The organism is Microbacterium sp. 05N427 (assembly GCF_056397105.1).
This window is the reverse complement of sequence record NZ_JBFTMT010000013.1, coordinates 96,815-118,870: the sequence shown is the minus strand read 5'-3', so window position 1 is coordinate 118,870 and position 22,056 is coordinate 96,815. Positions and strand designations below refer to the sequence as shown.

Annotated in this window: 17 protein-coding genes; 7 read left to right on the top strand and 10 right to left on the bottom strand. The window is 72.8% G+C overall.

Annotation, left to right across the window (positions count from 1 at the left end; all coding sequences use genetic code 11):
* Positions 1-7 precede the first annotated feature (7 nt).
* A complete protein-coding gene (locus AC1DG4_RS14380) occupies positions 8-2,188 on the top strand; it encodes a molybdopterin oxidoreductase family protein (protein WP_477379888.1) in 2,181 nt (726 codons plus the stop codon).
* Positions 2,185-3,741: an FAD-dependent oxidoreductase gene (locus tag AC1DG4_RS14375; protein ID WP_477379886.1), complete on the top strand. Its 1,557-nt coding sequence runs from the start codon at positions 2,185-2,187 to the stop codon at positions 3,739-3,741. Before AC1DG4_RS14380 ends, AC1DG4_RS14375 begins: the two co-directional genes overlap by 4 nt.
* 120 nt (positions 3,742-3,861) lie before the next feature.
* Here AC1DG4_RS14375 and AC1DG4_RS14370 read toward each other — a convergent pair whose 3' ends face one another.
* The 3 genes from AC1DG4_RS14370 to nirB are packed head-to-tail and all read right to left on the bottom strand — an operon-like array spanning position 3,862 to position 8,353.
* Positions 3,862-5,010 (bottom strand): uroporphyrinogen-III synthase, encoded by a 1,149-nt coding sequence (locus AC1DG4_RS14370; protein ID WP_477421301.1) that lies wholly within the window; start codon positions 5,008-5,010, stop codon positions 3,862-3,864.
* Positions 5,007-5,792 (bottom strand): uroporphyrinogen-III C-methyltransferase, encoded by a 786-nt coding sequence (cobA, locus tag AC1DG4_RS14365; RefSeq protein WP_477379882.1) that lies wholly within the window; start codon positions 5,790-5,792, stop codon positions 5,007-5,009. Before cobA ends, AC1DG4_RS14370 begins: the two co-directional genes overlap by 4 nt.
* Positions 5,789-8,353, bottom strand: coding sequence for a nitrite reductase large subunit NirB (nirB, locus tag AC1DG4_RS14360; RefSeq protein WP_477379880.1), 2,565 nt, complete (start codon positions 8,351-8,353; stop codon positions 5,789-5,791). Before nirB ends, cobA begins: the two co-directional genes overlap by 4 nt.
* A gap of 183 nt (positions 8,354-8,536) precedes the next feature.
* On the opposite strand from nirB, the gene nirD reads away from it, so the two are divergent.
* The gene (nirD, locus tag AC1DG4_RS14355) at positions 8,537-8,965 is read left to right on the top strand and encodes a nitrite reductase small subunit NirD (RefSeq protein WP_477379878.1); all 429 of its coding nucleotides are present in this window, start codon (positions 8,537-8,539) and stop codon (positions 8,963-8,965) included.
* Positions 8,966-8,983: 18 nt separating this feature from the next.
* Here the strand turns inward: nirD and AC1DG4_RS14350 are convergent, their stop codons facing one another.
* Complete coding sequence (locus AC1DG4_RS14350) at positions 8,984-9,940, bottom strand: AraC-like ligand-binding domain-containing protein (RefSeq protein WP_477379877.1); 957 nt, start codon at positions 9,938-9,940, stop codon at positions 8,984-8,986.
* Positions 9,941-10,106: 166 nt separating this feature from the next.
* Positions 10,107-11,873 (bottom strand): FAD-binding protein, encoded by a 1,767-nt coding sequence (locus tag AC1DG4_RS14345; RefSeq protein WP_477421300.1) that lies wholly within the window; start codon positions 11,871-11,873, stop codon positions 10,107-10,109.
* Positions 11,874-11,950: 77 nt separating this feature from the next.
* Between AC1DG4_RS14345 and AC1DG4_RS14340 the strand changes: the two genes are divergently transcribed.
* A complete protein-coding gene (locus tag AC1DG4_RS14340; RefSeq protein ID WP_477379873.1) occupies positions 11,951-12,880 on the top strand; it encodes a LysR family transcriptional regulator in 930 nt (309 codons plus the stop codon).
* A 163-nt stretch (positions 12,881-13,043) separates the two neighbouring features.
* Here AC1DG4_RS14340 and AC1DG4_RS14335 read toward each other — a convergent pair whose 3' ends face one another.
* Both AC1DG4_RS14335 and AC1DG4_RS14330 read right to left on the bottom strand, forming a co-directional pair.
* Positions 13,044-15,044, bottom strand: coding sequence for a primary-amine oxidase (locus AC1DG4_RS14335; RefSeq protein WP_477379871.1), 2,001 nt, complete (start codon positions 15,042-15,044; stop codon positions 13,044-13,046).
* A gap of 155 nt (positions 15,045-15,199) precedes the next feature.
* Complete coding sequence (locus AC1DG4_RS14330) at positions 15,200-15,784, bottom strand: TetR/AcrR family transcriptional regulator (RefSeq protein ID WP_477379869.1); 585 nt, start codon at positions 15,782-15,784, stop codon at positions 15,200-15,202.
* Between the two features lie 94 nt (positions 15,785-15,878).
* Between AC1DG4_RS14330 and AC1DG4_RS14325 the strand changes: the two genes are divergently transcribed.
* The 3 genes from AC1DG4_RS14325 to murQ are packed head-to-tail and all read left to right on the top strand — an operon-like array spanning position 15,879 to position 18,500.
* Positions 15,879-16,565 (top strand): hypothetical protein, encoded by a 687-nt coding sequence (locus tag AC1DG4_RS14325; protein ID WP_477379867.1) that lies wholly within the window; start codon positions 15,879-15,881, stop codon positions 16,563-16,565.
* A gap of 59 nt (positions 16,566-16,624) precedes the next feature.
* The gene (locus AC1DG4_RS14320) at positions 16,625-17,518 is read left to right on the top strand and encodes an N-acetylglucosamine kinase (RefSeq protein WP_477379865.1); all 894 of its coding nucleotides are present in this window, start codon (positions 16,625-16,627) and stop codon (positions 17,516-17,518) included.
* Positions 17,508-18,500, top strand: coding sequence for an N-acetylmuramic acid 6-phosphate etherase (gene murQ / locus AC1DG4_RS14315; protein ID WP_477379863.1), 993 nt, complete (start codon positions 17,508-17,510; stop codon positions 18,498-18,500). The genes AC1DG4_RS14320 and murQ overlap by 11 nt, the downstream gene beginning before the upstream one ends.
* Positions 18,501-18,673: 173 nt before the next feature.
* Here murQ and AC1DG4_RS14310 read toward each other — a convergent pair whose 3' ends face one another.
* Genes AC1DG4_RS14310 through AC1DG4_RS14300 form a run of 3 tightly spaced genes read right to left on the bottom strand, consistent with a single transcriptional unit; the run spans position 18,674 to position 21,878 of the window.
* Positions 18,674-19,876 carry a multidrug effflux MFS transporter gene (locus tag AC1DG4_RS14310; protein WP_477379861.1) on the bottom strand — a complete coding sequence of 401 codons (1,203 nt, stop codon included), beginning with the start codon at positions 19,874-19,876 and terminating at the stop codon, positions 18,674-18,676.
* The gene (locus tag AC1DG4_RS14305; protein ID WP_477379859.1) at positions 19,873-20,874 is read right to left on the bottom strand and encodes an alpha/beta hydrolase; all 1,002 of its coding nucleotides are present in this window, start codon (positions 20,872-20,874) and stop codon (positions 19,873-19,875) included. The genes AC1DG4_RS14310 and AC1DG4_RS14305 overlap by 4 nt, the downstream gene beginning before the upstream one ends.
* A complete protein-coding gene (locus tag AC1DG4_RS14300) occupies positions 20,871-21,878 on the bottom strand; it encodes an alpha/beta hydrolase (protein WP_477379857.1) in 1,008 nt (335 codons plus the stop codon). The genes AC1DG4_RS14305 and AC1DG4_RS14300 overlap by 4 nt, the downstream gene beginning before the upstream one ends.
* Positions 21,879-22,056: the final 178 nt, after the last annotated feature.

The window sequence follows — 22,056 nt, the reverse complement described above, 5'->3', positions numbered from 1 at the left end:
GCCGGCCGTGACACCGGCCGCAAGCGCGTCGCGGGGCGCCGCGGCCACGCACTGCCCGTACTGCGCCCTGCAGTGCGCGATGACGCTCGCCCCGAACCCGCAGGGGCCGGCGCCGGTGCGGGTCGAGCCCCGGATGTTCCCGACCAACCGCGGCGGGCTCTGCACCAAGGGCTGGACGTCCGCAGAGCTCCTCGTGACGCCCGATCGCCTGACGACCCCGCTGATCCGGGAGCAGGGCGGGCTTCGACCCGCGACGTGGGACGAAGCCCTCGGCCGGATCGTCGCGCAACTGCGCGAGATCCGGCGCGAGGACGGACCCGACGCCGTCGCCGTGTTCGGCGGCGGCGGTCTCACCAACGAGAAGGCCTACCTGCTCGGCAAGTTCGCCCGGCTCGCACTCGGTACCTCGCGCATCGACTACAACGGCCGGTTCTGCATGGCGTCCGCCGCGGCGGCGGGGAACAGGGCGTTCGGGATCGATCGGGGCCTGCCCTTCCCCGTCGAAGACCTGGACGGCGCTGACGCGATCCTGCTGCTCGGGTCGAATGTGGCGGCGACCATGCCCCCGCTCCTCTCGCACCTGGCGGGCGCGCGCGCGGAAGGCGGCCTGATCGTCGTCGATCCGCGCCGTTCCCAGACCGCGCAGCTCACCGCGGATGGTGCCGGCGTGCACCTGCAGCCCGCACCGGGCAGCGACCTCGTGGTGCTTCTGGGKCTCACTCACATCGTGCTGTCCGAGGGTCTCGCCGACCTCGGCTATCTCGCTGCACGCACGGTCGGTTTCGACGAGGTGCAGCGCAGCGTCGCCGCCTGGTGGCCGGAGCGGGTGCAGGCGAGCACCGGGGTGCCGGTCGCGCTGCTGCGTGCGACGGCCCAACGGCTCGCCCGGGCCCGGAACGCCTTCATCCTCACCGGCCGCGGGGTCGAGCAGCACGTCGACGGCACCGACACCGTCACGGCCGCGATCAACCTGGCCCTCGTCCTGGGGCTGCCCGGCACGCCGGGATCCGGCTACGGCACCCTGACCGGGCAGGGCAACGGGCAGGGCGGACGCGAGCACGGCCAGAAGTGCGATCAGCTGCCCGGATATCGCCGGATCGCGGATCCGGCGCACCGGGCTGCGGTCGCCGCGGTCTGGGGCGTCGAACCGTCGGTGCTGCCGGGACCCGGCGTGCCGGCCGTGGAGCTGCTCCGCCTGCTCGGTGCGCCGGGCGGCGTGCGCGCGCTGCTCGTGCATGGAGCGAACGTCGTGGTCTCCGGCCCCGACGCCTCCCGGACCAGGGCGGGACTCGCGGCGCTCGACCTGCTCGTCGTGTGCGACTTCGTGCTGAGTGAGACGGCCGCGCTCGCCGATGTCGTGCTGCCGGTCACGCAGTGGGCGGAGGAGGAGGGGACGATGACGAATCTGGAAGGCCGCGTCATCCGCCGTCGCCGCGCCCTGGATCCGCCGGACGGCGTGCGCAGCGAGCTCGAGATCCTCGCCGACCTGGCCGCGCGGCTGGACGCGCCCTCGGTCTGGCCGACCGAGCCGGCCGTCGTCTTCGCCGAACTCGCCCGCGCCTCCGCCGGAGGGATCGCGGACTACTCCGGGCTGAGCCACGAGCTCCTGGACGCCCAGCTCGAGGCGGGGATCGCCGCGCACTGGCCGTACCCGGCCGGATCCCGCGGCACGCCGCGCCTGTTCGGGGATCGGTTCGGCCATGCGGATGGACGGGCCAGGATGATCGCGGTCCGGCCCGGGGAGCGCGAAAGTGCGGCGGAGGCTCCGGCGCCGCCCGCGAGTCCCGTGGTCCAGGCCGCCGCCCGCCTCACGCTCATCACCGGACGCCTGCTCGAGCACTACCAGTCGGGTGCGCAGAGCCGCCGGGTTCCCGAGCTGTCCGCCGCGCAGCCGCGCGCCCTGGCCGAACTGCACCCCGCGACCGCTGCCCGACTCGGCATCGCCGACGGGGACCCGATCGTGCTGCGCAACGGACGCGGCACCGTCCGTGCGGTCGCGCTGCTCGCCGAGCGGATCCGCATGGACACGGTCTTCTTGCCGTTCCACTTCCCGGACGAGGAATGCGCGAACCTGCTCACCGTGGCGGAGGTCGATCCTGTCTCGGGGATGCCGGAGTTCAAGCGCACCGCGGTGACCGTCACGGCCGCGCCGCACGTGCGAGCCTCGGAGAGCGAGGACGCGGCATGACCGCGCTCCTGCGGGTGGTGCTGATCGGCTACGGGCCGGTCGGCGCGCGCTTCGTCGAGGAGCTGCTGCCCGCGGTGGAGGCGGGCCGCGTGGATCTCGTCGTGCTGGGCGCCGAGGACGAGGACGCCTACAACCGGGTGCTGCTCGCCGAATACGCCGTCGGCGCCACCACGCGGGCGCGTCTCGAGGTCGCCGACACCGCTGCCGCGCAGCGCGCGGGTGTGCGGATCCGGCTCTCCGAGGCGGCGGTCGCGATCGATCGCGTCCGGCGGCGCGTACGCACGTCGCGCGGAGACGAGGTCGAGTACGACCGGCTGGTGCTCGCCACCGGCGCCCGCGCGAACATCCCCACGCTGGACGGACTGCCCGACACCCGTCACGGGCGGAGCGTCGCGGCGGACAGCGCCCCGCTTCCGCTGCCCGCCGGCGTGACCGCGCTGCGCGATCTGGGCGACGCCGAGGCCGTGGCACCCGTGGTGGCCGGCGGCGGACGGATCCTCGTGCTCGGCGCCGGCGTGCTGGGGATGGAGTTCGCGCTGCTGGCGGCCGAGCACGGCGCCAGGGTCACGGTCGTGCACCACGGTCCGGCGCCGATGGCGCGCAATCTGGACGAGGCCGGCGGACGGATGCTGTCCCAGGCCGCGCGGGCGGCAGGGCTCGACATGGCCGCGCACGCCCGCGCCGAGGCCCTCGACTTCCGCGACACCGAGACGGGGAGGGTCTTCGACGGCATCGCCTGCGCCGACGGCACCTATCTCCGCGGCGACCTGCTGGTGCTGTCGTGCGGTGTCGGGCCCCGCACCGAACTCGCGCTCGACGCCGGTCTGGCGTGCGCGAGGGGTGTGCTCGTGGACGAGTCGTTGCAGACCTGGAGCGATCCGCTCGTTTTCGCGATCGGGGACTGCGCGCAGATCGCCGATCCGGCCGTCGTGGATCGATCCGGTCGCGTCGCCGGGGCGCCGAGCGGCTTGATCGGCCCGGGCTGGCGACAAGCCGGAGCGGTCGCGGCCCGGCTGCGCGCCGAGGTGTCGGGAGTGCGGATCGGGCGCGACGCGGCGGTGCCGGGACCGGAGCGCCCGACCGTCGTCATGCTGAAGGCGACGGGGATCGATGTCGTGTCGGGCGGCGATCACCAGGCCGAGCCCTGGGATCCGGATGCGGAGGTGAGCGTCTGGGTCGATGCCGCACGAGGGGCCTACCTGAAGACCGTGGTCCGTCACGGGATGCTGGCGGGCTTCGTCGCGGTGGGGCTGCCGCACGCGGGAGCCGAGCTCACCCTGCTGTACGAGCGCGGCTCGGCCCTCGTGGTGGAACCTTCCGCGCTGCTGCGACTCGACGCCGTCGACGCCGGTGCCGCTCCGGCCGAGGATCCACTCGGACCAGAGGCCACGGTGTGCTGGTGCAACGGCGTCACCGCTGCCCGGATCACGGATGCGGCGGCGAGCGGAGCGGACACGGTCGAGGAGATCGGCCGGTGCACCAGGGCCGGCACAGGATGCGGTGGCTGCAAGGGCCGTATCGCCGCCCTGCTCGCCGCGGCGCCGGTGCGGTGAGAGCCGCGGCGCCGGTGCGGTGAGAGCCGCAGCGCCGGTGCGGTGAGAGGTGACGGCTGAGGGCGGTGACGGCGGCGGACGGCAAGGGGGCGCGAGCGTGCGCGGGGCCGTGCCCCCGGCTCAGACGTCCAGCCGGTAGCCGCGCTTCACGACCGTCGAGACCAGCCCTGGAACACCCAGGTTCTGGCGGAGGCGGCTGAGTGACACCTCCATCGTGTGGTCATCGCCATCGAGGGCGCCGGCCAGCGCACGGCGTGAGACGACGGCGCCCCGGGCGGAGACGAGGGCACGGAACAGCGTCACCGAGCTCGGCGTCAACCGCACGGCGGTGCCGTCGATCACCGCCGCGCTGCCGCGCAGCTCCACCGTCCCATGGCGAGTGGGCACGCGCAGCGTGCCGCGATCCTCCAGATGCTCGCAGACGAGGCGGATGAGCGCGCCCATGCGGTAGCGGTCCGGCTGCAGGACGGGGATCCCCTCGTGGCGCAGCGGCACGGACGTCACCGGTCCGACGCTGGCGGCGACCACGGCGTCGCGAAGGGCCTGCACGACCTCGTCGCGCCGGCCTCTGGCGCGCGCGGCGGCGAGAAGACCGTCCACGGCGGGGGCGCTGGTGAACGTCACGGCGTCGAGCTGCCGCGCGGTGACCGCGTCGATCAGGCGCGTGATCCGCTCATCCGCGTCCTCGTCGGTCGACCAGGTGTACGGCGAGACCGTGAGGACGCTCATCCCGGCGGCCCGCAGGCGGCCCAGCTGCTGCTCATCGGCCTGCCCGTGCTGCTGCACGGCGACCGTCGTGCCCCCCGGGCACTCGGCGATGGTCTTGTCGACCAGCGACGCTGTGGTCTCCTCGTCGCTCATCCCCGCGTCGTCGAGGCCGGCGGCGCGGACCGCTCCTCGGGCCTTGGGTCCGCGCACGAGGATCCGCGAGGCGGAGAGGGCGCGCTGCAGCGCTTCGCCGAGACCCGCGGCGTCGGCGACCTCGAACCAGCGCCGCATCCCGTAACTGGTCGTGGCGAGCAGCACGTCAGGGCGGGCGGCGATCATGCGCCGGGTGTCGGCGATGACCGGTGCATCGTCCTCGGCGGGCCGCATCCGCACCGTCGGAGCGTGCAGCACAGTCGCGCCGCGTCGTTCGAAGGCGTCGATCAGATCCGCCGATCGCCGGTCGCTCGTCACGCCGATGCGGAACCCGGACAACTGGTCAGGGCCGAAGTCCGCCACGGATGCGCYGTCGACGCGATCGTCAGGAGCGTCCGCCGGTGTCATGCGCCGCTCCCCGCGTGCGTGACGGCGTCGGTGAGAACGGCTCTGGCCTCGGCCTCGCCGTGGAGGGCGCGACGCACGACCTCGCCGATCACGATGACCGCGGGTGACCGGACCCCCGCGCTCTCTGCCGCCTCGCGGATCCCCACGAGATCCGCGAACGTCGTCCGCTGCCCGGGGGAGTAGCCGCGCTCGACCACGGCGACCGGGGTATCCGGCGCCATCCCGCAGCGCAGCAGACCCGCACTGATCGAGGGGAGATTCGACACTCCCATCAGCACCACGATGGTGCCGCCGAGCCCCGCCAGATGCTCGAGCTCCGACGGCTCCAGCGGCGCGTGCCCCGACACCACGGTGAACAGGCGGGAGACCCCGCGGTGCGTGACCGGGATCCCGGCCGCGCCGGGGACCGCGATCGCGCTCGTGACGCCGGGGATCACCCGCACCGGCACTCCGGCGCTGCGGCAAGCCTCCAGCTCCTCGCCGCCGCGGCCGAAGACGAAGGGATCCCCGCCCTTCAGACGCACGACGTCGGAGCCGCTGAGCGCGTGCTGCACCAGCAGCCGCTCGATCTCCTCCTGCGCGATCGGATGATGGCCCGGCCGTTTGCCGACGTCGATGAGGGCGGCGTCCGGTGCGAGCTCGGCGAGGGCCTCATACGGTGCGAGCCGGTCGTAGAGCACCACGTCGGCGGCGGCCAGCGCGCGCCCTGCGGCGATCGTGAGCAGCTCCGGATCGCCGGGCCCGCCGCCGACGAGCGTGACGGTGCCCACCCGCGCGGTCATGGGCGCTCCTCGGGGCGGAGCGGGATCGTCGACCCGGCGATCAGCACCGCGCCCTCGACGCGCTCCTGCGCCGTCGCCGGTCGCAGCTGACCGCGCTCGACCACGCGGGCGATCGAGGGATCCGGCAGGGTCGGCTCGTTCACGAACGATCGGAACCGGCGGAGGCGCTCGGGATCCCGCAGCGTCGCCGCCCATTCGTCTTCGTACGTGTCGACGTGGGCGGCCACGGCCGCCTCCAGCTCGTCGGCGAGGCCCAGGACGTCGTGCACCACCACGTCGCGGACGTGGTCGAGACCGCCGTCCACCTCCTCGATCCATCGGGCCGTGCGCTGCAGCCGGTCCGCCGTGCGGATGTAGTACATGAGGTAGCGGTCGATGTAGCGCACCAGGGTGTCGTCGTCCAGATCGGACGCCAGCAGCTGCGCGTGCGCGGGCTGGAAGCCGCCGTTGCCGCCGACGTAGAGGTTCCAGCCCTTGTCCGTCGCGATCACGCCGACGTCCTTGCCGCGGGCCTCGGCGCATTCGCGGGCACAGCCCGAGACGCCGAACTTCAGCTTGTGCGGGCTGCGCAGCCCGCGATAGCGCAGCTCCAGGGCGATCGCCATGCCGACCGAGTCCTGCACCCCGTAGCGGCACCAGGTGGATCCGACACAGCTCTTCACGTTGCGCAGCGCCTTGCCGTACGCCTGTCCCGACTCGAAGCCCGCGTCGACCAGTTGTTCCCAGATCTCGGGGAGCTGGTCCAGCCGTGCGCCGAACAGATCGATCCGTTGCCCTCCGGTGATCTTCGTGTAGAGCCCGAAGTCCTGCGCGACCCGCGCGATCACGGCGAGCTTCTCCGGGGTGATCTCGCCGCCGGGGATGCGGGGCACGACAGAGTACGTCCCGTCCTTCTGCATGTTGGCGAGCGCGCGGTCGTTKGTGTCCTGCAGCGGCCCGCGGCCCGCATCGAGCAGGTACTGCCCGTGCTGGGTGGCGAGGATCGACCCGACGACGGGCTTGCAGATGTCGCAGCCGCGACCACGCCCGAGCCGGGCGATCGTGTCCTCCCAGCTCGTCAGGCCGAGCACGCGGACCGACTCGAACAGCTCCTGGCGGGACTGGTCGAAGTGCTCGCAGAGCGCGCGGGACACCGTGGCGCCCGCCGCGGTCAGCTCGGTCTCGAGCAGCTTCTTCACCAGCGGCACGCAGGATCCGCACTGGGTGCCCGCGCGCGTGCAGGCCTTCAGTGCGCCGAGTTCGTGGCAGCCGTCCGAGATCGCCGTGCGCACGCTGCCCGCGGTGACGTTGTTGCACGAGCACACGAATGCGTCGTCCGGCAGAGAGCCGCCGGACGGGGGCTCGGCGCCGGCGGCGGACAGGTATGCGGCGGGCTCGGCGTCCAGGGCCCGCCCCAGCAGCGGGCGCAGGCCCGCGTAGGGTGCGGCGTCGCCGACGAAGACGCCGCCCAGCAGTGTCTTCGCATCGTCGCTCACCACGAGTTTCTGATACAGGCCGCGCGCGGGATCCGCGTAGACGATCTCGAGGGCGCCGGGCTCGCGGGCGAGGGCGTCGCCGAAGCTCGCGACGTCCACTCCCGAGAGCTTGAGCTTGGTCGCGTCGTCGACGGTCGTGAACGTCGCATCCCCGCCGAGCAGACGGTCGGCGACCGTCTCCGCCATGGCGTTCGCGGGAGCGACCAGCCCGATCGTGCGGCCGTCGATCGCGGCCACCTCGCCGATCGCCCAGATCGACGGATCGGAGCTGCGGCACGCGTCGTCGACGATCACCCCTCCGCGGGCTGCGGTGTCGATGCCCGCGGCCGTGGCCAGCTCGTCCCGTGCGCGGATCCCGATCGCGAACACCACGATGTCCGCAGGAACCGTGCGGCCGTCCGTGCACCGGACGGCGGTGGGGCGCCCTTCGTCGTCCTGCAGGATCCGCTGCGGTCGGGTGCCGAGGTGCAGGTCGATTCCGCGCGCCGCGATGAGCCGGCCCAGAGCTTGACCTGCGCCCTCGTCGAGCTGCGCCGACATCAGCCAGCCGCCGGAGTGGATGATCACGGCTTCGGCGCCGAGTGCCGCGACGCCCCCGGCAGCTTCCAGCCCCAGCAGCCCACCGCCGGCGACGGCCACCCGCGCGGGGCGGCCGAGCTCAGCACCGAGCGCGGCGACTTCCGCGGTGAGCGCGTCCACGTCCGCCAGGGTGCGGTAGACCCGGGCCGAGGCAGCCCCAGGGATGTCCGGGACGGGAGCGGCGGATCCGGTGGCCAGGACGAGGTCGTCGTAGCCGAGCACGTCGCCGTTCGACGTGGTGACGGTCCGGGCGGCCCGATCGATCGACACGGCCGTCTCGCCGATGCGCAAGGACACCGCGGGGTCGCCCCAGCAGTCGGGCTCGAGGGTGAGGTCCGCGGCGCCGTCGGCGAGGCGCTTGCTCAGCTGCACCCGGTCGTAGGGCCGGTGGGGCTCCTCGGCGAGGACGGTGATGCGCCGGTCTCCGGTCCCGCGGGAGACCAGCGCCTCGACAAGACGGTGGGCGGCGGGGCCGCCCCCGGCGATCAGGGTGCGTCGGGTCGTCATGCGTGCCCTCCTCGGTGTCGGTGGATCCCGAGCGTATGTCGACGCCGTTTCCCGACCGTTTCGCCGATGTAACCGGCGCATGTCGCCGGTCGCACAGTCCCGGTGGGCGCGTGTGAGCGGTCTTTCACACGGCCGTCACACGGGGCGTGCGTGCGCGAAACATCCGCCGCATAGCGTCGGCTCATGACGATCACGCAGACTCTTCCTCGTCCGGCCCTGCCCCTGGCGGTCCGCTCGGTTCCGGCGCTGCCCGTCCCGGCCGCGACCGTCTCCGTGAGCGGGAACTCCCGGTGGGAGCGCGCCTGCCGGATCGACGACCTCGAACCCTCCTGGGGCGAGGCGGTGCTGATCCGGATGCGGCAGGTCGCGCTCTTCCTGCTCTCACCGCGGGAGGTGTACGCGGTCGAGCACGAGGATCCCGCCGGAGGCGCGCCCGTGATGGCGCGGGGGATCGTCGGCTCCCACGGCGACCGGCCCACGATCGCCTCGCCGCTGCACAAGGAGGTCTACGACCTCGGCACGGGCGAGTGCTTCACGGATCCGGCGCTGCTGCTGCGCACGTTCCGCACCCGCATCGTCGGCGGCTTCATCGAGATCGAGTTCGAGGACTGATCCCGCTGCGTCGCGCACTCAGTGCGTGGCGCGGTACTCGCTCGGGGAGACTCCGTAGGCGGTCTTGAACGCGCGGCTGAAGTGCGCGGCGTCGACGAAGCCCCAGCGCGCGGCGATCGCGGCGACGGGCCGGTCGGCGAGGATCGGATCCAGCAGATCGCGCCGGCACTGCTCGAGCCGGCGGGTGCGGATCCAGGTCGACACGGTCGTGCCCTGCTCCTGGAAAAGCCCGTGCAGGTGCCGGGTGGAGATGAAGTGTGCGCTCGCGATCGAGGTGGGGCCGAGATCGGTCGAGGCCAGGTTGCGGTCGATGTGGCCGCGGATGCGCTGCATGAGCGCGCGGTGCGGGTCGGCCGCCGCCTCGTCGAGGCCCAGCTCGCGGGTGAACACCGTGGAGACGAGGTCGAGCGCGCTGTGCGCGAGGCGCGCTCCGGTGGCGCCGGCGAGCTGATCGAGGTTCGCCGCGAGCTGGCGCAGATACGGCACGACCATACCGCCCAGACCCTCCTGGCCCGAGATCCGCACCGCGGTGAGCTGCCCGACCATCTCGGGCGGCAGGCTCAGCAGGTGCTTCGGGAACATGACCACCATCGTGCGGAAGTCCTCGTCGAACACGAGCGAGTACGGGCGGTCGGTGTCGTAGACGGCGAGGTCGCCGGGGGTGAGTACGGCTTCGCGATCGTCCTGGATGAGCAGCCCCGTGCCGGCGAGCATCAGGCTCACCTTGAAGTACGAGCGGTCGCCGCGGGCGATGAGCTCCGGTGTGCGCTCGACGACGTGGCGCGACGCGCGCAGATCGGTGACGTGCACCTCGTCGACGGAGGCGCCGCGGATCAGGCCGCGGAACGGCGCGGATCCCTCGCCGCTCACCTGCAGGGGGACGAACGAGTCGGAGACGGCCGAACGGAACTCGCTGATGTTGCGCGCGACGAGCGTCGAGACGGACTCTGCGGGAGCGACGGGAATGGCTGCCACGGCTGATCACCTCGGGAAGATGCAGGGGTGGATCGACGACTTTGTATACGATCCGTTGAGGCACTCTACCACCGCGGGCCGGTGGCGGGGAGGACCCGGCCGCGGAGCCCGTCGAAGGGCCCGGCCCGCGGGTGCGCGTCGCCGGGCCCTCGCCGCCCTCGCCGGGCTACTCGACGAGCTTGCCTGCGCTGTCGACCTCGCGGATCAGGGCGTCGATCTCGGCGGGGATCGATGGGATCTCCTCGCGCACGACGCCCGTGGACGGCGACCAGACGAGGTTGACCTGCAGAGTCGGATCCATCTCGGGGTAGTCGCTGCGGTTGTGGCAGCCGCGGGTCTCCCGGCGCTCGAGGGCAGCCTCCACCGTCGCCCGCGCGGCGAGCGCGGAGGAGCGCAGGTCGAAGGCGTGCGCGAGGTCCTGGAACCCGGCGATGTCGGGGTSGATCCCGATCCGCGTCATCCGCTCCTCGATCGCGTCGAGCTCGGCGAGGCCGGCGCGCAGGCCCTCCTCGTCGCGGACCACGCCCGCATGCGCGGTCATGGTGTCGCGGATCGCGCGCTGCAGGGCACGCACGTTCTCGGGGCCATCGGCGGCCAGCAGGTCGTCGATCTCGGCCCTGGCCCGGCGCACGGCGTCGGTCGAGCGGCGCTGGGCGTCGAGGCCGTAGGCGTGCGCGACCGCGGCGCGACCGGTGATCCGGCCGAACACGAGCAGCTCGATGAGCGAGTTGCCGCCCAGCCGGTTCGCGCCGTGCAGGCCGGAGGAGGCCTCGCCGATCGCGTACAGGCCGTCCACGTCGGTGCGGTGATCCTCCGGACGCACCCAGACGCCGCCCATCGAGTAGTGCGCGGTCGGCGCGATCTCGATCGGATCCTTCGTGATGTCGAGCATCTGCAGCTCGAGCATCGTCTGATACACGCGGGGCAGGCGGGTCATGATCGTCTCCCGCGGCAGGTGCGACACGTCCAGCCAGACCCCGCCGCTCGGGGTGCCGCGGCCCTCGGCGATCTCGGTGTACGCGGCCAGCGCCACGCGGTCCCTGGTGGACAGCTCCATCCGCTCCGGGTCGTAGCGCTGCATGAAGCGCTCGCCGAGCGCGTTGCGCAGCACCCCGCCCTCGCCGCGTGCCGCCTCCGAGACGAGCGTGCCGGCCTCGCTCTCCGGCTCGATGATGCCGGAGGGGTGGAACTGCACGAGCTCGGGGTCGCGGATCCGCCCGCCGGCCTCGACGGCGAGCCGGAAGGAATCGCCGGTGTTCTCGTCGCGGCGGGATGAGGTGCGCCGCCAGATGCGGTTGTGGCCCCCCGCGGCGAGGATCACGGCGTCGGCGTGGATGAGGTACCGGGTGCCGTCGACGAGGTCGAAACCGTAGGCGCCGAAGATCCGGGGCACCGTGCCGCCGTCGGGGCCGGGGACGTCGTCGACCAGCAGGCGGGTGATGTAGACGGTGTCGAGGATCGGGATCTCGAGCTGCTCCGCGCGGTCGACGAGGGCGCGCTGGATCTCCAGGCCCGTGTAGTCGCCGGCGAACGCCGTGCGGCGGAAGGTGTGCGCGCCGAAGAAGCGCTGCGAGATACGGCCGTCGTCCTCGCGGGCGAAGCCCATGCCGTAGCGCTCGAGGTCGCGGATGCCCTCCTCCGCGCCGCGTGTGACGATCTCGACCGTGCGCGGGTCGGCGAGGAAGTAGCTCTCCTTGATGGTGTCCGCCGCGTGCTGCTGCCAGCTGTCCTGCGGGTCCATCGTTCCGAGGGCGGCGTTGATGCCGCCGGCGGCGAGGGAGGTGTGCGCGTCGTGGCGCGGGCGCTTGCCGACGGCCAGTACGTCGACGCCCTGCTCGGCGACCTCGATGGCCGCGCGCAGGCCGGATCCGCCGGTGCCGATCACGAGCACGGTCGTGGAGACGAGGCGTTCGCGGGTGGTGTTCTCAGTCATGACTTCCACGCTAAGAATCTGCCGGTGATTACTCCAATGCATAATTCTGCTGGAGTGAATGTGTCTAGGCTATGGTCATGAACCTCGAGCAGCTCCGCGGATTCGTCGAGATCGCCCGGCTGGGCAACTTCACCCGTGCCGCCGAGGAGCTGCATCTCGCCCAGCCCTCGCTGAGCCGGCAGATCTCGACGCTGGAGCGGGAGCTCGGATCCGAGCTGTTCCATCGCGCACGAGGGCACATCTCGCTCACCGCCGCCGGCGAGGTGCTGCTGCCGTACGCCCGCCGGATGCTCGCGGATGCCGCCTCGGTGCGGCGGGAGATGGCCGAGATCGCCGGCCTGCGCCGTGGGCGGGTGCGCCTGGGCGCGCCGCCGTCGCTGTGCGCGAGCATCGTGCCGGAGGTCGTCGGCGCGTTCCGTGCCGCGCATCCCGGGATCGAGCTGGAGATCACGGAACGGGGCTCGCGCGGCCTCGTCGCGGCGCTCGCCGAGGGGGTGCTGGATCTCGCGCTGCTCGCGTCCTCGGATGCGGCGGCGGCGTCGCCCGTCAGCCTCAGCCGCACCCCGTTGCTCGAGGAGGATCTCGTGCTGATCTCCTCGGCCGCCCAGTCGCCCGTGAGCCACGGCCAGGCCATCGCGCTCGCGGCCGTGGCGGATCTGCCGCTGATCGCGTTCCCGCGCAGCTACGAGTTGCGTGCGGCGACCGACGCGGCCTTTGCCGCCGCGGGGCTCGCTGCGGAGGTCGTCGTGGAGGGGCCGGAGATGGACACCGTGCTGCGCTTCGTGGAGCGCGGGGTGGGCGTCGCCGTCGTCCCCGCCATGGTCGCGCTCGACCGTCCAGGACTGCGGGCGGTGCCCCTGGCGTCGCCGAAGCTGACCCGCACCGTGAGCCTTGCGCACAGGGCCGACATGGCGCCGACCCGCGCCGCCGCCGCCCTCCGCGACACGATCATCGCCACCGCCGACGCCCTCGTCGACTCCGGAGACTTCGTCGCCAAGGCGGTGTGACCCGCCCCCGGTGCCTCGTTGCCCCCTGCCCCGCGCTGCCGCCCTCTGACCGCGAGACCGAACCTGCGTCCCGAGACCGAGGGTCTTATCGGCGGTCTCGGGACGGAGGTTCGGTCTCACGGATCCCGGCGGGGTTGCGGATCCCGGCGGGAACCGGCCGGGGTCAGTGCCCGCAGGTGCAGGCTTCGGCGCCGCCGCAGCAGGCGGATCCGGTGCTGCTCGCGGCGTGCGCCTGGGACGACTCCGGCACGTCCATGGCGGGGTTCTGGTCGAGGAAGCCGTACGGACGGAACGCGAAGCCCGCGGTGTCGACGGGCATGATCGGCCAGTCCTCGGGGCGCGGGAAGTGCGTGAGTCCGAACGTGTGCCAGAGCACCAGGTCGGCGCCCTCGGGGCCGTCCAGGGGCGCGTCGCCCGCGGAGTACTCGGGCAGCCCGGATCCGCCCTGGTGCGCGTTCGGGTAGCGGCCGGCGGGCCACAGCTCGCCCTCCCGGTGCGCGGTGGCCCAGAGGTGCTTGGTCGCGAACGCCGCGCGCGCCGCGACGGAGGAGGCCGGATCCGCCATGAGCAGCGCGGTCGGCTGCGGCACGAGCTGATAGGCGGTCGCACGGCCGACGGCGTTCGTGTGCGAGGCGCTCTGCACCTCCCAGACCCGGGCGACCGAGGTGTCGGCGTCGCGCTGCGCGGCGGACTCGGATCCGAGGACGGTCTCCGTCCAGCTGAACGCGTTGCCGAACGGATTCTCCGGTCCCATCGGGACGCTTGCCGCGTCGACCTCGACGAGCCGGTTGTCGGATCCGTCGACCGCGACGTCGAGCCGCGCGCAGAACAGGTGCTGGTGCACGGGGGCGAACACGCCGGGAGCGAGCTCGGTGGCGTGGCGCTGCGGGACGCCGGGCTCGCCGGCGCCCACGAACACGATGCCCGTTGCCTTCGCGATCACCTCGATCGTGCCGTCCAGGCCGAAGTTCCAGTAGAACCCGTAGTCGTAGTTGCCGATCGTGGAGAAGTACGACACGACGAAGCGGCGGGCGCGGCGCACGTCCGAGCGCCCCTCGAGGTTCGTGTGCTTCCAGAGGATCCCGGTGTCCTCCTCGTGCATGCAGATGACGTTCGGGATCCGTACCGGGTGGCCCTGGTCGTCGGCGACGTAGCCGTCGAGGTAGCGGATGACACCCAGGCAGTCGCATCCGAGCTCGAGGTGGTTCGCGTTCTTGCCGAGCAGGTACTCGCCGGCGTCGAAGTAGCTGATCCAGAAGCGCCCCGGCGCGGTGTCTCCGTAGGGGACGACCATCTCGGGCACGCTCGCGCGGTGAAGCACGGGGCGTCCGTCGAACGTCACGTCGTGCAGCACGAGGCCCTCGCGGGCGTTGAAGCTCACCCGCATCGACCAGTTCTCCCACTCGACGAGGGATCCGGTCACGGAGAAGCTCGGCCCCTCGGGCTGGACGATCTCGATGGGCTTGAGCGACGTGCGCGCCTCGCCCTGCGCCTCGGGGTAGTAGTTGCCGTGGCCCGCGGGCACAGCGACGTCGCCGATGTCCTCGAGGCGGATCACGCTGTCCGACGTGAGGTCGATGTGCACGATGAGGCCTTCGACCGGGTGCGCCCAGGGGGAGTCCAGCTCGTCGTAGCGGAGGAACGTGAGCGAGCGGATCACGCGTCGCCCGACCTCGTCGGCGCGGCCGGTGTAGCCGGGGGCGAGCGGCCCGCAGAACGCGAGGTCGATGTGCTCGGCGAGTCCCCGGCGTTCCATCGCGGCGCGCCATTCGGGGGAGGCCTTGGCGATGGCCTCGGCGCGCTCGTACTCCTCGAACAGGTACTGCGGCTGGCCGTAGGGCGGGGCGTCGTTCGGCACGCGCTCGGCGCGCAGCACCTCGCCGCGGGTGATCGAGACCACGGTCTCGGTCGCGACGCCCGTCGCGGTGTCGAGCAGGGTGGCGTCGACGCGCCGGTCGATCGGGGCACCGGGGGCCCACGCGGCGAGCTCGGCCCTGGTCGGCTCGTCCGGCAGCAGCATCGGCACGCGCACGGTGTCGCCGAGCAGGCCTGCCGCGGCGAGGATCGCGCGGGCGGCGGCGATCTCGCCTCCGGTGAGCGGATCCAGCGGATGCGGCGTCGGGATCGCGTCGAGCGTGATCGGCTGCGGAGCGTGGTGGGGCATCGTCGACCTCTGCGGTTTAGTTGAGCGAACGCTCAAGAAACGGGTTGCGTCGATGATATGCCGCGGAGGGGCGTGGATGCAATGGTCGCGCTCGGCACGCGCCGGTCTGTGAGCGTGTTCGCGCGCGGGGGTTGTGTAGATCCGAGTGAGAGAAGTCAGGCCCGCCAGGGATCCAGGATCGCGGCGAAGACGCGCAGATGCGCGGCAGGATCGGCCGGCTCGGCGACCTCGACGATCTGCTGCCCGTAGGTGATCGCGCGCAGGAGCGCCAGCACGTCGTCGAGCGGGGTGTCCTGGCGCAGCTCGCCGTCGGCGACGGCCTCTTCGAGCGCCTCGGACGTCTCCGTGCGCCAGAGCGGGATGGTCGGCGCCGAGGCGTCCGCGGTGGGGGCGATCGAGGCGAGCCTGCCCCAGAATCCCACCACGACGTGCGCCTCGGTGCGGGTGGTGGCGTCCACGGGCAGCACCTCGCGCATGATCGCCTCGAGGCGGGGGAGTCCGCGCAGACCCGCGGTCGCGCTACGGATCCGGTCCTCGGTGCGGCGGGTGACCTCCGCCGCCGCACCGCGGATCACGTCGTCGAAGCCGTCGAAGTAGTGCCACAGGGATCCGACGGCGACGCCGAGCTCGCGTGCGACGGCCCGGGAGCTGACGCCGTCGTGACCGTCTCGCGCGGCGACGGCGAGCAGCGCGGCGGCGATGTCGCGCCGACGCGCGTCGTGATCGACGACTCTGGGCATGCGTCCATCCTGGCGCAGACCCGGCGCTATCGCTTCGGATCCGATGCCTCCCCGGGGTATTGTTTTTGAGCGAGCGATCAAGAACACTGTTCGCATGCTCCATGCGGCGGTGTTGCTGCTGATGATCGGATCCGCGATCACGGCCGCTGCCTGCTGCCTCGTCGCCGGCGGCGTGATGCCCGCCGCGGTGCCCTGGCAGGCGCAGCAGAGCGCGGTGGTGATGGCGCTCGGCATGGTCGCGTTGTGCGTGGGCGACGGGGACGCCCGCATCCTGCTGCTGGTCGCGGTCGCCGGGATCGCTTCGGCGATGCTCGGCGTCGTGGGCACGCGTGGTCGCGCGCACGCCGCTGCCTGCTTCCACCGCGCGCTCGGTTGCGTGGTGATGGCGGTGTGCGCCCTGGCGATGCTCGGCGCGCGCTCCGGAACGCCCGCTCCGGCGTCCGCCGGGTTCGGCCACGCGGGGCACGGCGTGCTCGTGCCGATGTCGCTCGCGGCCGCGGCAGGGGTCGTTGTGCTCGTGGGTCTCATGCTCGGCGCGCGCGTGCGGCACGGCCTCGGGCCGAGCCGGGCGGATGCCGCGGGTGGCGGCGGCGTGGGCGTGGGCGTGGGCGTCGTCGCGCGTGCCCTCGCCCGTCGTGAACCGGATCCGGTCCGAGCGGAAAGGGCCGGTGCGGCGATGCTGCGACACGGGGCGCACAGCGGAGGGATCCTTCTCGAGGCGGAGGGCGTCGCGATGGCGGTCTCGCTGATCGTCATGGCGGCGATGGTGCTCCTGCCCTGAGCGCAGGGGCGCGCCGCGCCAACTTTTGCCTATCGTTCGGATCCCGTACATTTTGGTGCATGACCTTCTCCGGCACGGCCGCGATCGACCTCGGCAAGTCGCTGTGCCGCGCCCGCCTCGTGCTCGACGGGGTGCCCGTGCGCCGCGAGGGCGGGGGAGCGCCGGGGCTCGCGGCCCTCGACGGCGTCGCTCTCGCCCTGGAGTCGATCGTGCCGCTGCTCGCCGACGCCCGCCCGGAGCGGATCGGGGTCGGCGCGGCCGGCGCGATGTACGCCACGGTCGAGGCCGCAGCTCTCGCCCGCGCGCTCGCGGACGCAGCCCACGCACCCACGGCGGTCACCTCCGACGTCGTCACGGCGCATGCCGGCGCCCTCGACGGCGAGGCCGGCGTTCTGCTCATCGCGGGGACCGGCGCCGTGGCGCTCGGCATCGGAGCCGAGGCGCACCGCAGCGTGGACGGCTGGGGTCCGGATCTCGGCGACCTCGGCAGCGGATCCTGGATCGGCCGCGAGGGCGTGCGCGCGGTGCTCCGTGCCAGGGACGGCCTGGGCCCTGCGACCGTGCTGACCGATGTGCTCGCGCTGCTCATCGGCGACGACGAATCCCCCATCACCTGGGTCGGCGGCGCGGCCGCGCCCGCGCGCCTGCTCGCGACCTTCGCGCCCGCCGTCCTCGACGGCGCCGACCAGGGCGATGCGGTCGCTGTGGCGATCCGCGACAGGGCGGCCGACCTCCTCAGCGACACCGCGCTCGCCGCCGCCGGAGGCTCGTCCGTGGTGGCGCTGCACGGCGGCCTCACCTCACACGACGGGTTCCGCGCGGCGGTCTCGTCCGCGCTCGAGACCAGGGGGCTGGAAGCAGTGCCCGCCCGCGGCGATGCGCTGGACGGCGCCGCAATGATCGCCGAGGGCCGCGCCCCTCTTCATGAAAGGTTCGTGCACCGTGCCGAATGAGACCGCGCCGAATGAGACCGCGCCGAATGAGTCCGCGCCGAATGAGTCAGCGACCGACGACGCCCGCCTGGCGGCGCTGATCGGGGAGCTCTCGCATCTCTCGACCGAGCAGGCGGACACCTCGCGCGGCGACCTCGACCTGCTGCCGACGCTCGACCTGGTGTGGGCGATGAACGCCGAGGACCGCCGCGTCCCCGAGGCGATCGCCGCTCAGGGCGAGCGGATCGCCGAGGCCGTCGACGGCATCACCGAGCGGTTCCGCCGCGGCGGACGGTTGATCTACATCGGCGCGGGGACCGCGGGTCGGGTCGGCGTGCTGGACGCTTCGGAGTGCCCGCCGACGTTCGGCACGGATCCGGGCATGGTCGTCGGGCTCATCGCCGGTGGCGAGAACGCGATCCGCGACGCCGTGGAGAACGCGGAGGACGACGACCGCGCGGCCGAGACGTCCCTGCGCGGCCTCGGACTGAACGACAACGACACCGTGGTCGGGATCTCCGCCTCGGGACGCACGCCCTATGTTCTCGGCGGGCTCGCCTACGCGCGCGAGGTCGGCGCGTTGACCGTCGCGATCGCCGCCAACGCAGGGTCCGCCATCGGCGCCGCCGCCGACGTGCCGATCGAGGTCGTCGTGGGTCCGGAGTTCGTGACCGGATCCACCCGCCTCAAGGCCGGCACGGCACAGAAGCTCGTCGTGAACATGCTCTCGACGCTGTCGATGATCCGGCTCGGCAAGACCTACCGCGGCGTCATGGTCGACCTGCAGGCCACGAACGAGAAGCTGCGCGCGCGCTCGGTGCGCACGCTCATCCAGCTCAGCGGCGCGGCGCAGGACGACGCGGTGCGTGCGCTCACGGAGGCCGGCGGATCCGTCAAGCTCGCCCTGTTGATGCTCTTCTCCGGCGCCTCCGCCGAGGTCGCCGGCCCGGCTCTGGCGGCGTCGGACGGCATCCTCCGCGACGCGATCGCCGCTCTCGGCTGAGCGCCTCCTCGGTCCGCCGGTGCGGCCGGCCTCGGATCCGCTCCCGTCGCAGACGATGCCGTTCTGGCCGCCAAATAGCGACCTCATTTGCGACGGGATCACCCCGTGACGACCACATTTGCGACGGGAAGGCGAGGGGACGCAACGGGCGAGGGGACGCAACGTGAGGGCGGCTAGCGGGCGGCGGGACGGACGGCGAACCAGCCGATGAGCGCGGCGATACTGGCGGCGGCGGCCATCGTGACGCCCATCGTCACGGCGTTCGCGCCGCCGATGCCGACGGCGAGGGGGGACAGGAGCGGGCCCACCAGGAACGTCGACATGCCCAGAAGCGCCGACGCCGTGCCGGCGCGCGCGCCGTGGTGCGCGAGCGCGAGCGTCGACGAGTTCGGGCCGCCCAGCCCCGCGCACAGCATGAACCCGACGAGCGCGGCGACGATGCCCCACGCTCCCGCTCCGAGGAGGGCGAGCGCGGCGAGCACGACGGTCGCGATCGCCGTCGCCGTCACGCCCAGCAGGTAGACGCGCAGCGGGCCCGTGCGACGAACGACCAGCCGGCTCGCCTGGCTTCCGGCGATGTTGGCGAGCGCGCCGAGGGCGAAGGCGAGGCTGAACCCCTGCGGATCCAGTCCGAACTCGTCCTGCAGCACGAAGGAGGTCAGGGACAGGTAGGTGAAGAACGCCACGCCGCCGCCGGCTCCCGCGCACAGCACCGCGACGAAGAGGCGATCCCGCAGGACGGCGCCGGTGTGGGAGCCCAGCTGGCGGATCCCGCCCGCGTGACGGTCCGACGGATCCAGCGTCTCCGGCAGGGCGAGGAGCACGACCAGCACCAGCGCTACCCCGATCCCGGCGAGCACGCCGAAGATCCCGCGCCAGTCCATGAACCGCGCGAGCTGACCGCCCACGACGGGCGCGATCACGGGAGCGGCGCCGGAGACGAGGAACAGCAGCGACAGCATGCGGCTGAGCTCCGCACCCGCGAACTGATCCCGGGCGACGGCGAGGCAGATCACGATGCCGGCGGATCCGGCGAGGCCCTGCAGGAAGCGGGCGACGAGCAGCACCTCGATCCCCGGGGCGAGCGCGCACACCAGCGACAGCACGGCGAACGCGGAGACGCCGACCAGGAGCGGGCGGCGCCGGCCGAAGCGGTCGCTGAGCGGACCTGCGGCGAGCTGGCCGAGTCCGAGCCCGACCATGCACGCCGACATCGTGACCTGCGCGAGGGCGTCGCTCGTGCCGAGCGCGGTCGCGAGCTGAGGCAGCTGCGGCAGGTACAGGTCCATCGAGAGCGGACCGAACGCCTCCAGCAGCCCGAGCACGAGCATCGCGCGCAGCGTGCCCATGCGCGGGCGGGCGAGCACGTCGCTCATCCGCCGAGCCGCAGCACGCGGCGCAGCCAGCTCTCCCGTGCGGCGTTCGCGGCCACGGACACCACGGCGCCGGGCGAGAATCCGTGGAACCCGTGGTAGCCGCCGGCCCAGACGTGCAGTTCGGCCTGGCCGCCCGTGGCCCAGATGCGGGAGGCGTAGTCGACCGCCTCGTCGCGGAACGTCTCCGCGGCGCCCACCTCGATGTACGCCGGGGGAAGCCCGGAGAGGTCGGCCGCGCGGGCCGGCGCCGCATAGGGGGAGACCCGATCGGTGAACCGGTCGGCGCCCGCGATCGCCGTCCACGCGGTGTCGTTGTTGTTGCGGTCCCAGGCGCCGATGCCGTCGTACTGGCGGGCCGATACGGTCTCGTTGCGGTCGTCGAGCATGGGGCAGCCGAGCAACTGGCCGGCCAGATGCGGACCGTTCCGGTCGCGCGCCAGCAGCGCCACCGCCGCGGAGAGTCCGCCTCCGGCGCTCTGCCCCGACGCGAGGATGCGTTCCGGGTCGATCCCGAGCTCGCCGGCGTGCGCGGCCATCCACAGGAGGGCGGCATAGCAGTCTTCCGCCTGGGCCGGGCCGGGGTGCTCCGGGGCGAGGCGGTACTCCACGGCGACGCCGATGACGCCGTGCCGCTCGGCGAGGTCGATGAGCTCCGACGTGCCGAAGAAGCGCGTGCCGAGCACCATACCGCCGCCGTGGATGGAGAGCACAGCGGGAGCCGGATCCGTGATCGGGACGGCGGGGCGCACGATCGTGATCTCGACGTCAGGGCCGCCGTCAGGGCCCGGGATCACCCGGTCCTGGAAGGTCACCGCCCGGCCCTCGGCCTGGACCGCGATCGGCGGGACGATCGTCGCGAAATGGGCGCGGTTCTGCAGGATCGTGTCGGCGCGCAGCGGGATGATCTCGACGAGGTCGAGGAACGCCGCAAGGCCGTCGACGAGCTCGGGGTCGTAGGGAACGGGGACGAGGGATCCGACGGCGGTCTCGGTCGTCATCGGGCACCCCAGATGCGGCGCAGCCAGCTCGCCCGCGCAGCGAGCGCCGCCCGGGAGATCTCGGCCTCGGGCATGTACATGTCGAATCCGTGCGCACCGCCGCCCCAGACGTGCAGTTCGGCCTGACCGCCCGTGGCCCAGATCCGCAGCGCATACTGCGTGTCCTCGTCCCGGAACATCTCCGCCTCGCCGACCTCGATGAACGCCGGGGCGAGGTTCGAGACGTCGGCGGCGTGCGTCGGCGCCGCATAGCCGGAGGCCTCAGCGCTGAATGCGAGCTCGTCACCGAGCAGGCACGACCAGGCGAGCAGGTTCGCCTCGCGCTGCCAGGTGCCGATGCCGTCGTACTGCAGGCTCGACACGGTCGTGTTGGTGTTGTCGAGCATGGGGCACAGCAGCAGCTGGCCGGCGAGCACGGGGCCGCGCCGGTCGCGGGTGAGCAGGGCGACGCCGGCGGCGAGGCAGCCGCCCGCGCTGCCGCCGCCGACGATGATCCGCTCGGGATCCACGCCGAGCTCCTCGGCGTGCGTGTGCAGCCACAGGAGTGCGGCGTAGCAGTCCTCGAGTCCCGCGGGCGAGGGGTGCTCCGGTGCGAGCCGGTATTCGACGTTGACCGCGACCACGCCGTGCTCGGCGACGATGTCGACCACGCGGCCCGTCTCCCAGCTGCGGTGCCCGACGATCTGTCCGCCGCCGTGGATGTTCAGGAATGCGGGCAGGCCCTGATCCCGGGGGCTGTCAAAGGGGCCGCGCGGCCGGAAGATCGTGATCTCGATGTCGGGCGCGCCGGCCGGGCCGGGGATGATCCGGTCCTCCCAACCGATCGCGCGGCCTGCGATCACGGCGTCGTTGTCGGGGAACATCGTGTCCACGCCCTCGCGGGGGAGCGTCTCCCGGGTGAGCGCAGGCTGCGGGTTCTGTGCGATCGCGTCGAGGACGATCTGCACCTCGGGGTCGAACGGGACGGGTGCGACGGTCGGGTGGCCGGCGGCGGTGACGGTCATGCGGTTGTGCCTTTCGTGACGTGGATTTGTTGAGCGAGCGAAGCGAGACGCCCTTCGTCTCGTCGCTGCGCTCCTCGCTCAGGGACCGAACCGTTCCCGGTCCCTGAGCGACCGCCCCGTTCCCGGTCCCTGAGCGAGCGAAGCGAGACGAAGGGCGCTCAGCGAGCGACCCGTTCCC

Excerpts from the sequence above, each read along its gene's own strand:
- AC1DG4_RS14375 (WP_477379886.1), top strand. The coding sequence starts at position 2,185 with ATGACCGCGCTCCTGCGGGTGGTGCTGATCGGCTACGGGCCGGTCGGC.
- cobA (WP_477379882.1), bottom strand. The coding sequence starts at position 5,792 with ATGACCGCGCGGGTGGGCACCGTCACGCTCGTCGGCGGCGGGCCCGGC.
- nirD (WP_477379878.1), top strand. The coding sequence starts at position 8,537 with ATGACGATCACGCAGACTCTTCCTCGTCCGGCCCTGCCCCTGGCGGTC.
- AC1DG4_RS14340 (WP_477379873.1), top strand. The coding sequence starts at position 11,951 with ATGAACCTCGAGCAGCTCCGCGGATTCGTCGAGATCGCCCGGCTGGGC.
- AC1DG4_RS14335 (WP_477379871.1), bottom strand. The coding sequence starts at position 15,044 with ATGCCCCACCACGCTCCGCAGCCGATCACGCTCGACGCGATCCCGACG.
- AC1DG4_RS14330 (WP_477379869.1), bottom strand. The coding sequence starts at position 15,784 with ATGCCCAGAGTCGTCGATCACGACGCGCGTCGGCGCGACATCGCCGCC.
- AC1DG4_RS14325 (WP_477379867.1), top strand. The coding sequence starts at position 15,879 with ATGCTCCATGCGGCGGTGTTGCTGCTGATGATCGGATCCGCGATCACG.
- AC1DG4_RS14320 (WP_477379865.1), top strand. The coding sequence starts at position 16,625 with ATGACCTTCTCCGGCACGGCCGCGATCGACCTCGGCAAGTCGCTGTGC.
- AC1DG4_RS14310 (WP_477379861.1), bottom strand. The coding sequence starts at position 19,876 with ATGAGCGACGTGCTCGCCCGCCCGCGCATGGGCACGCTGCGCGCGATG.
- AC1DG4_RS14305 (WP_477379859.1), bottom strand. The coding sequence starts at position 20,874 with ATGACGACCGAGACCGCCGTCGGATCCCTCGTCCCCGTTCCCTACGAC.
- AC1DG4_RS14300 (WP_477379857.1), bottom strand. The coding sequence starts at position 21,878 with ATGACCGTCACCGCCGCCGGCCACCCGACCGTCGCACCCGTCCCGTTC.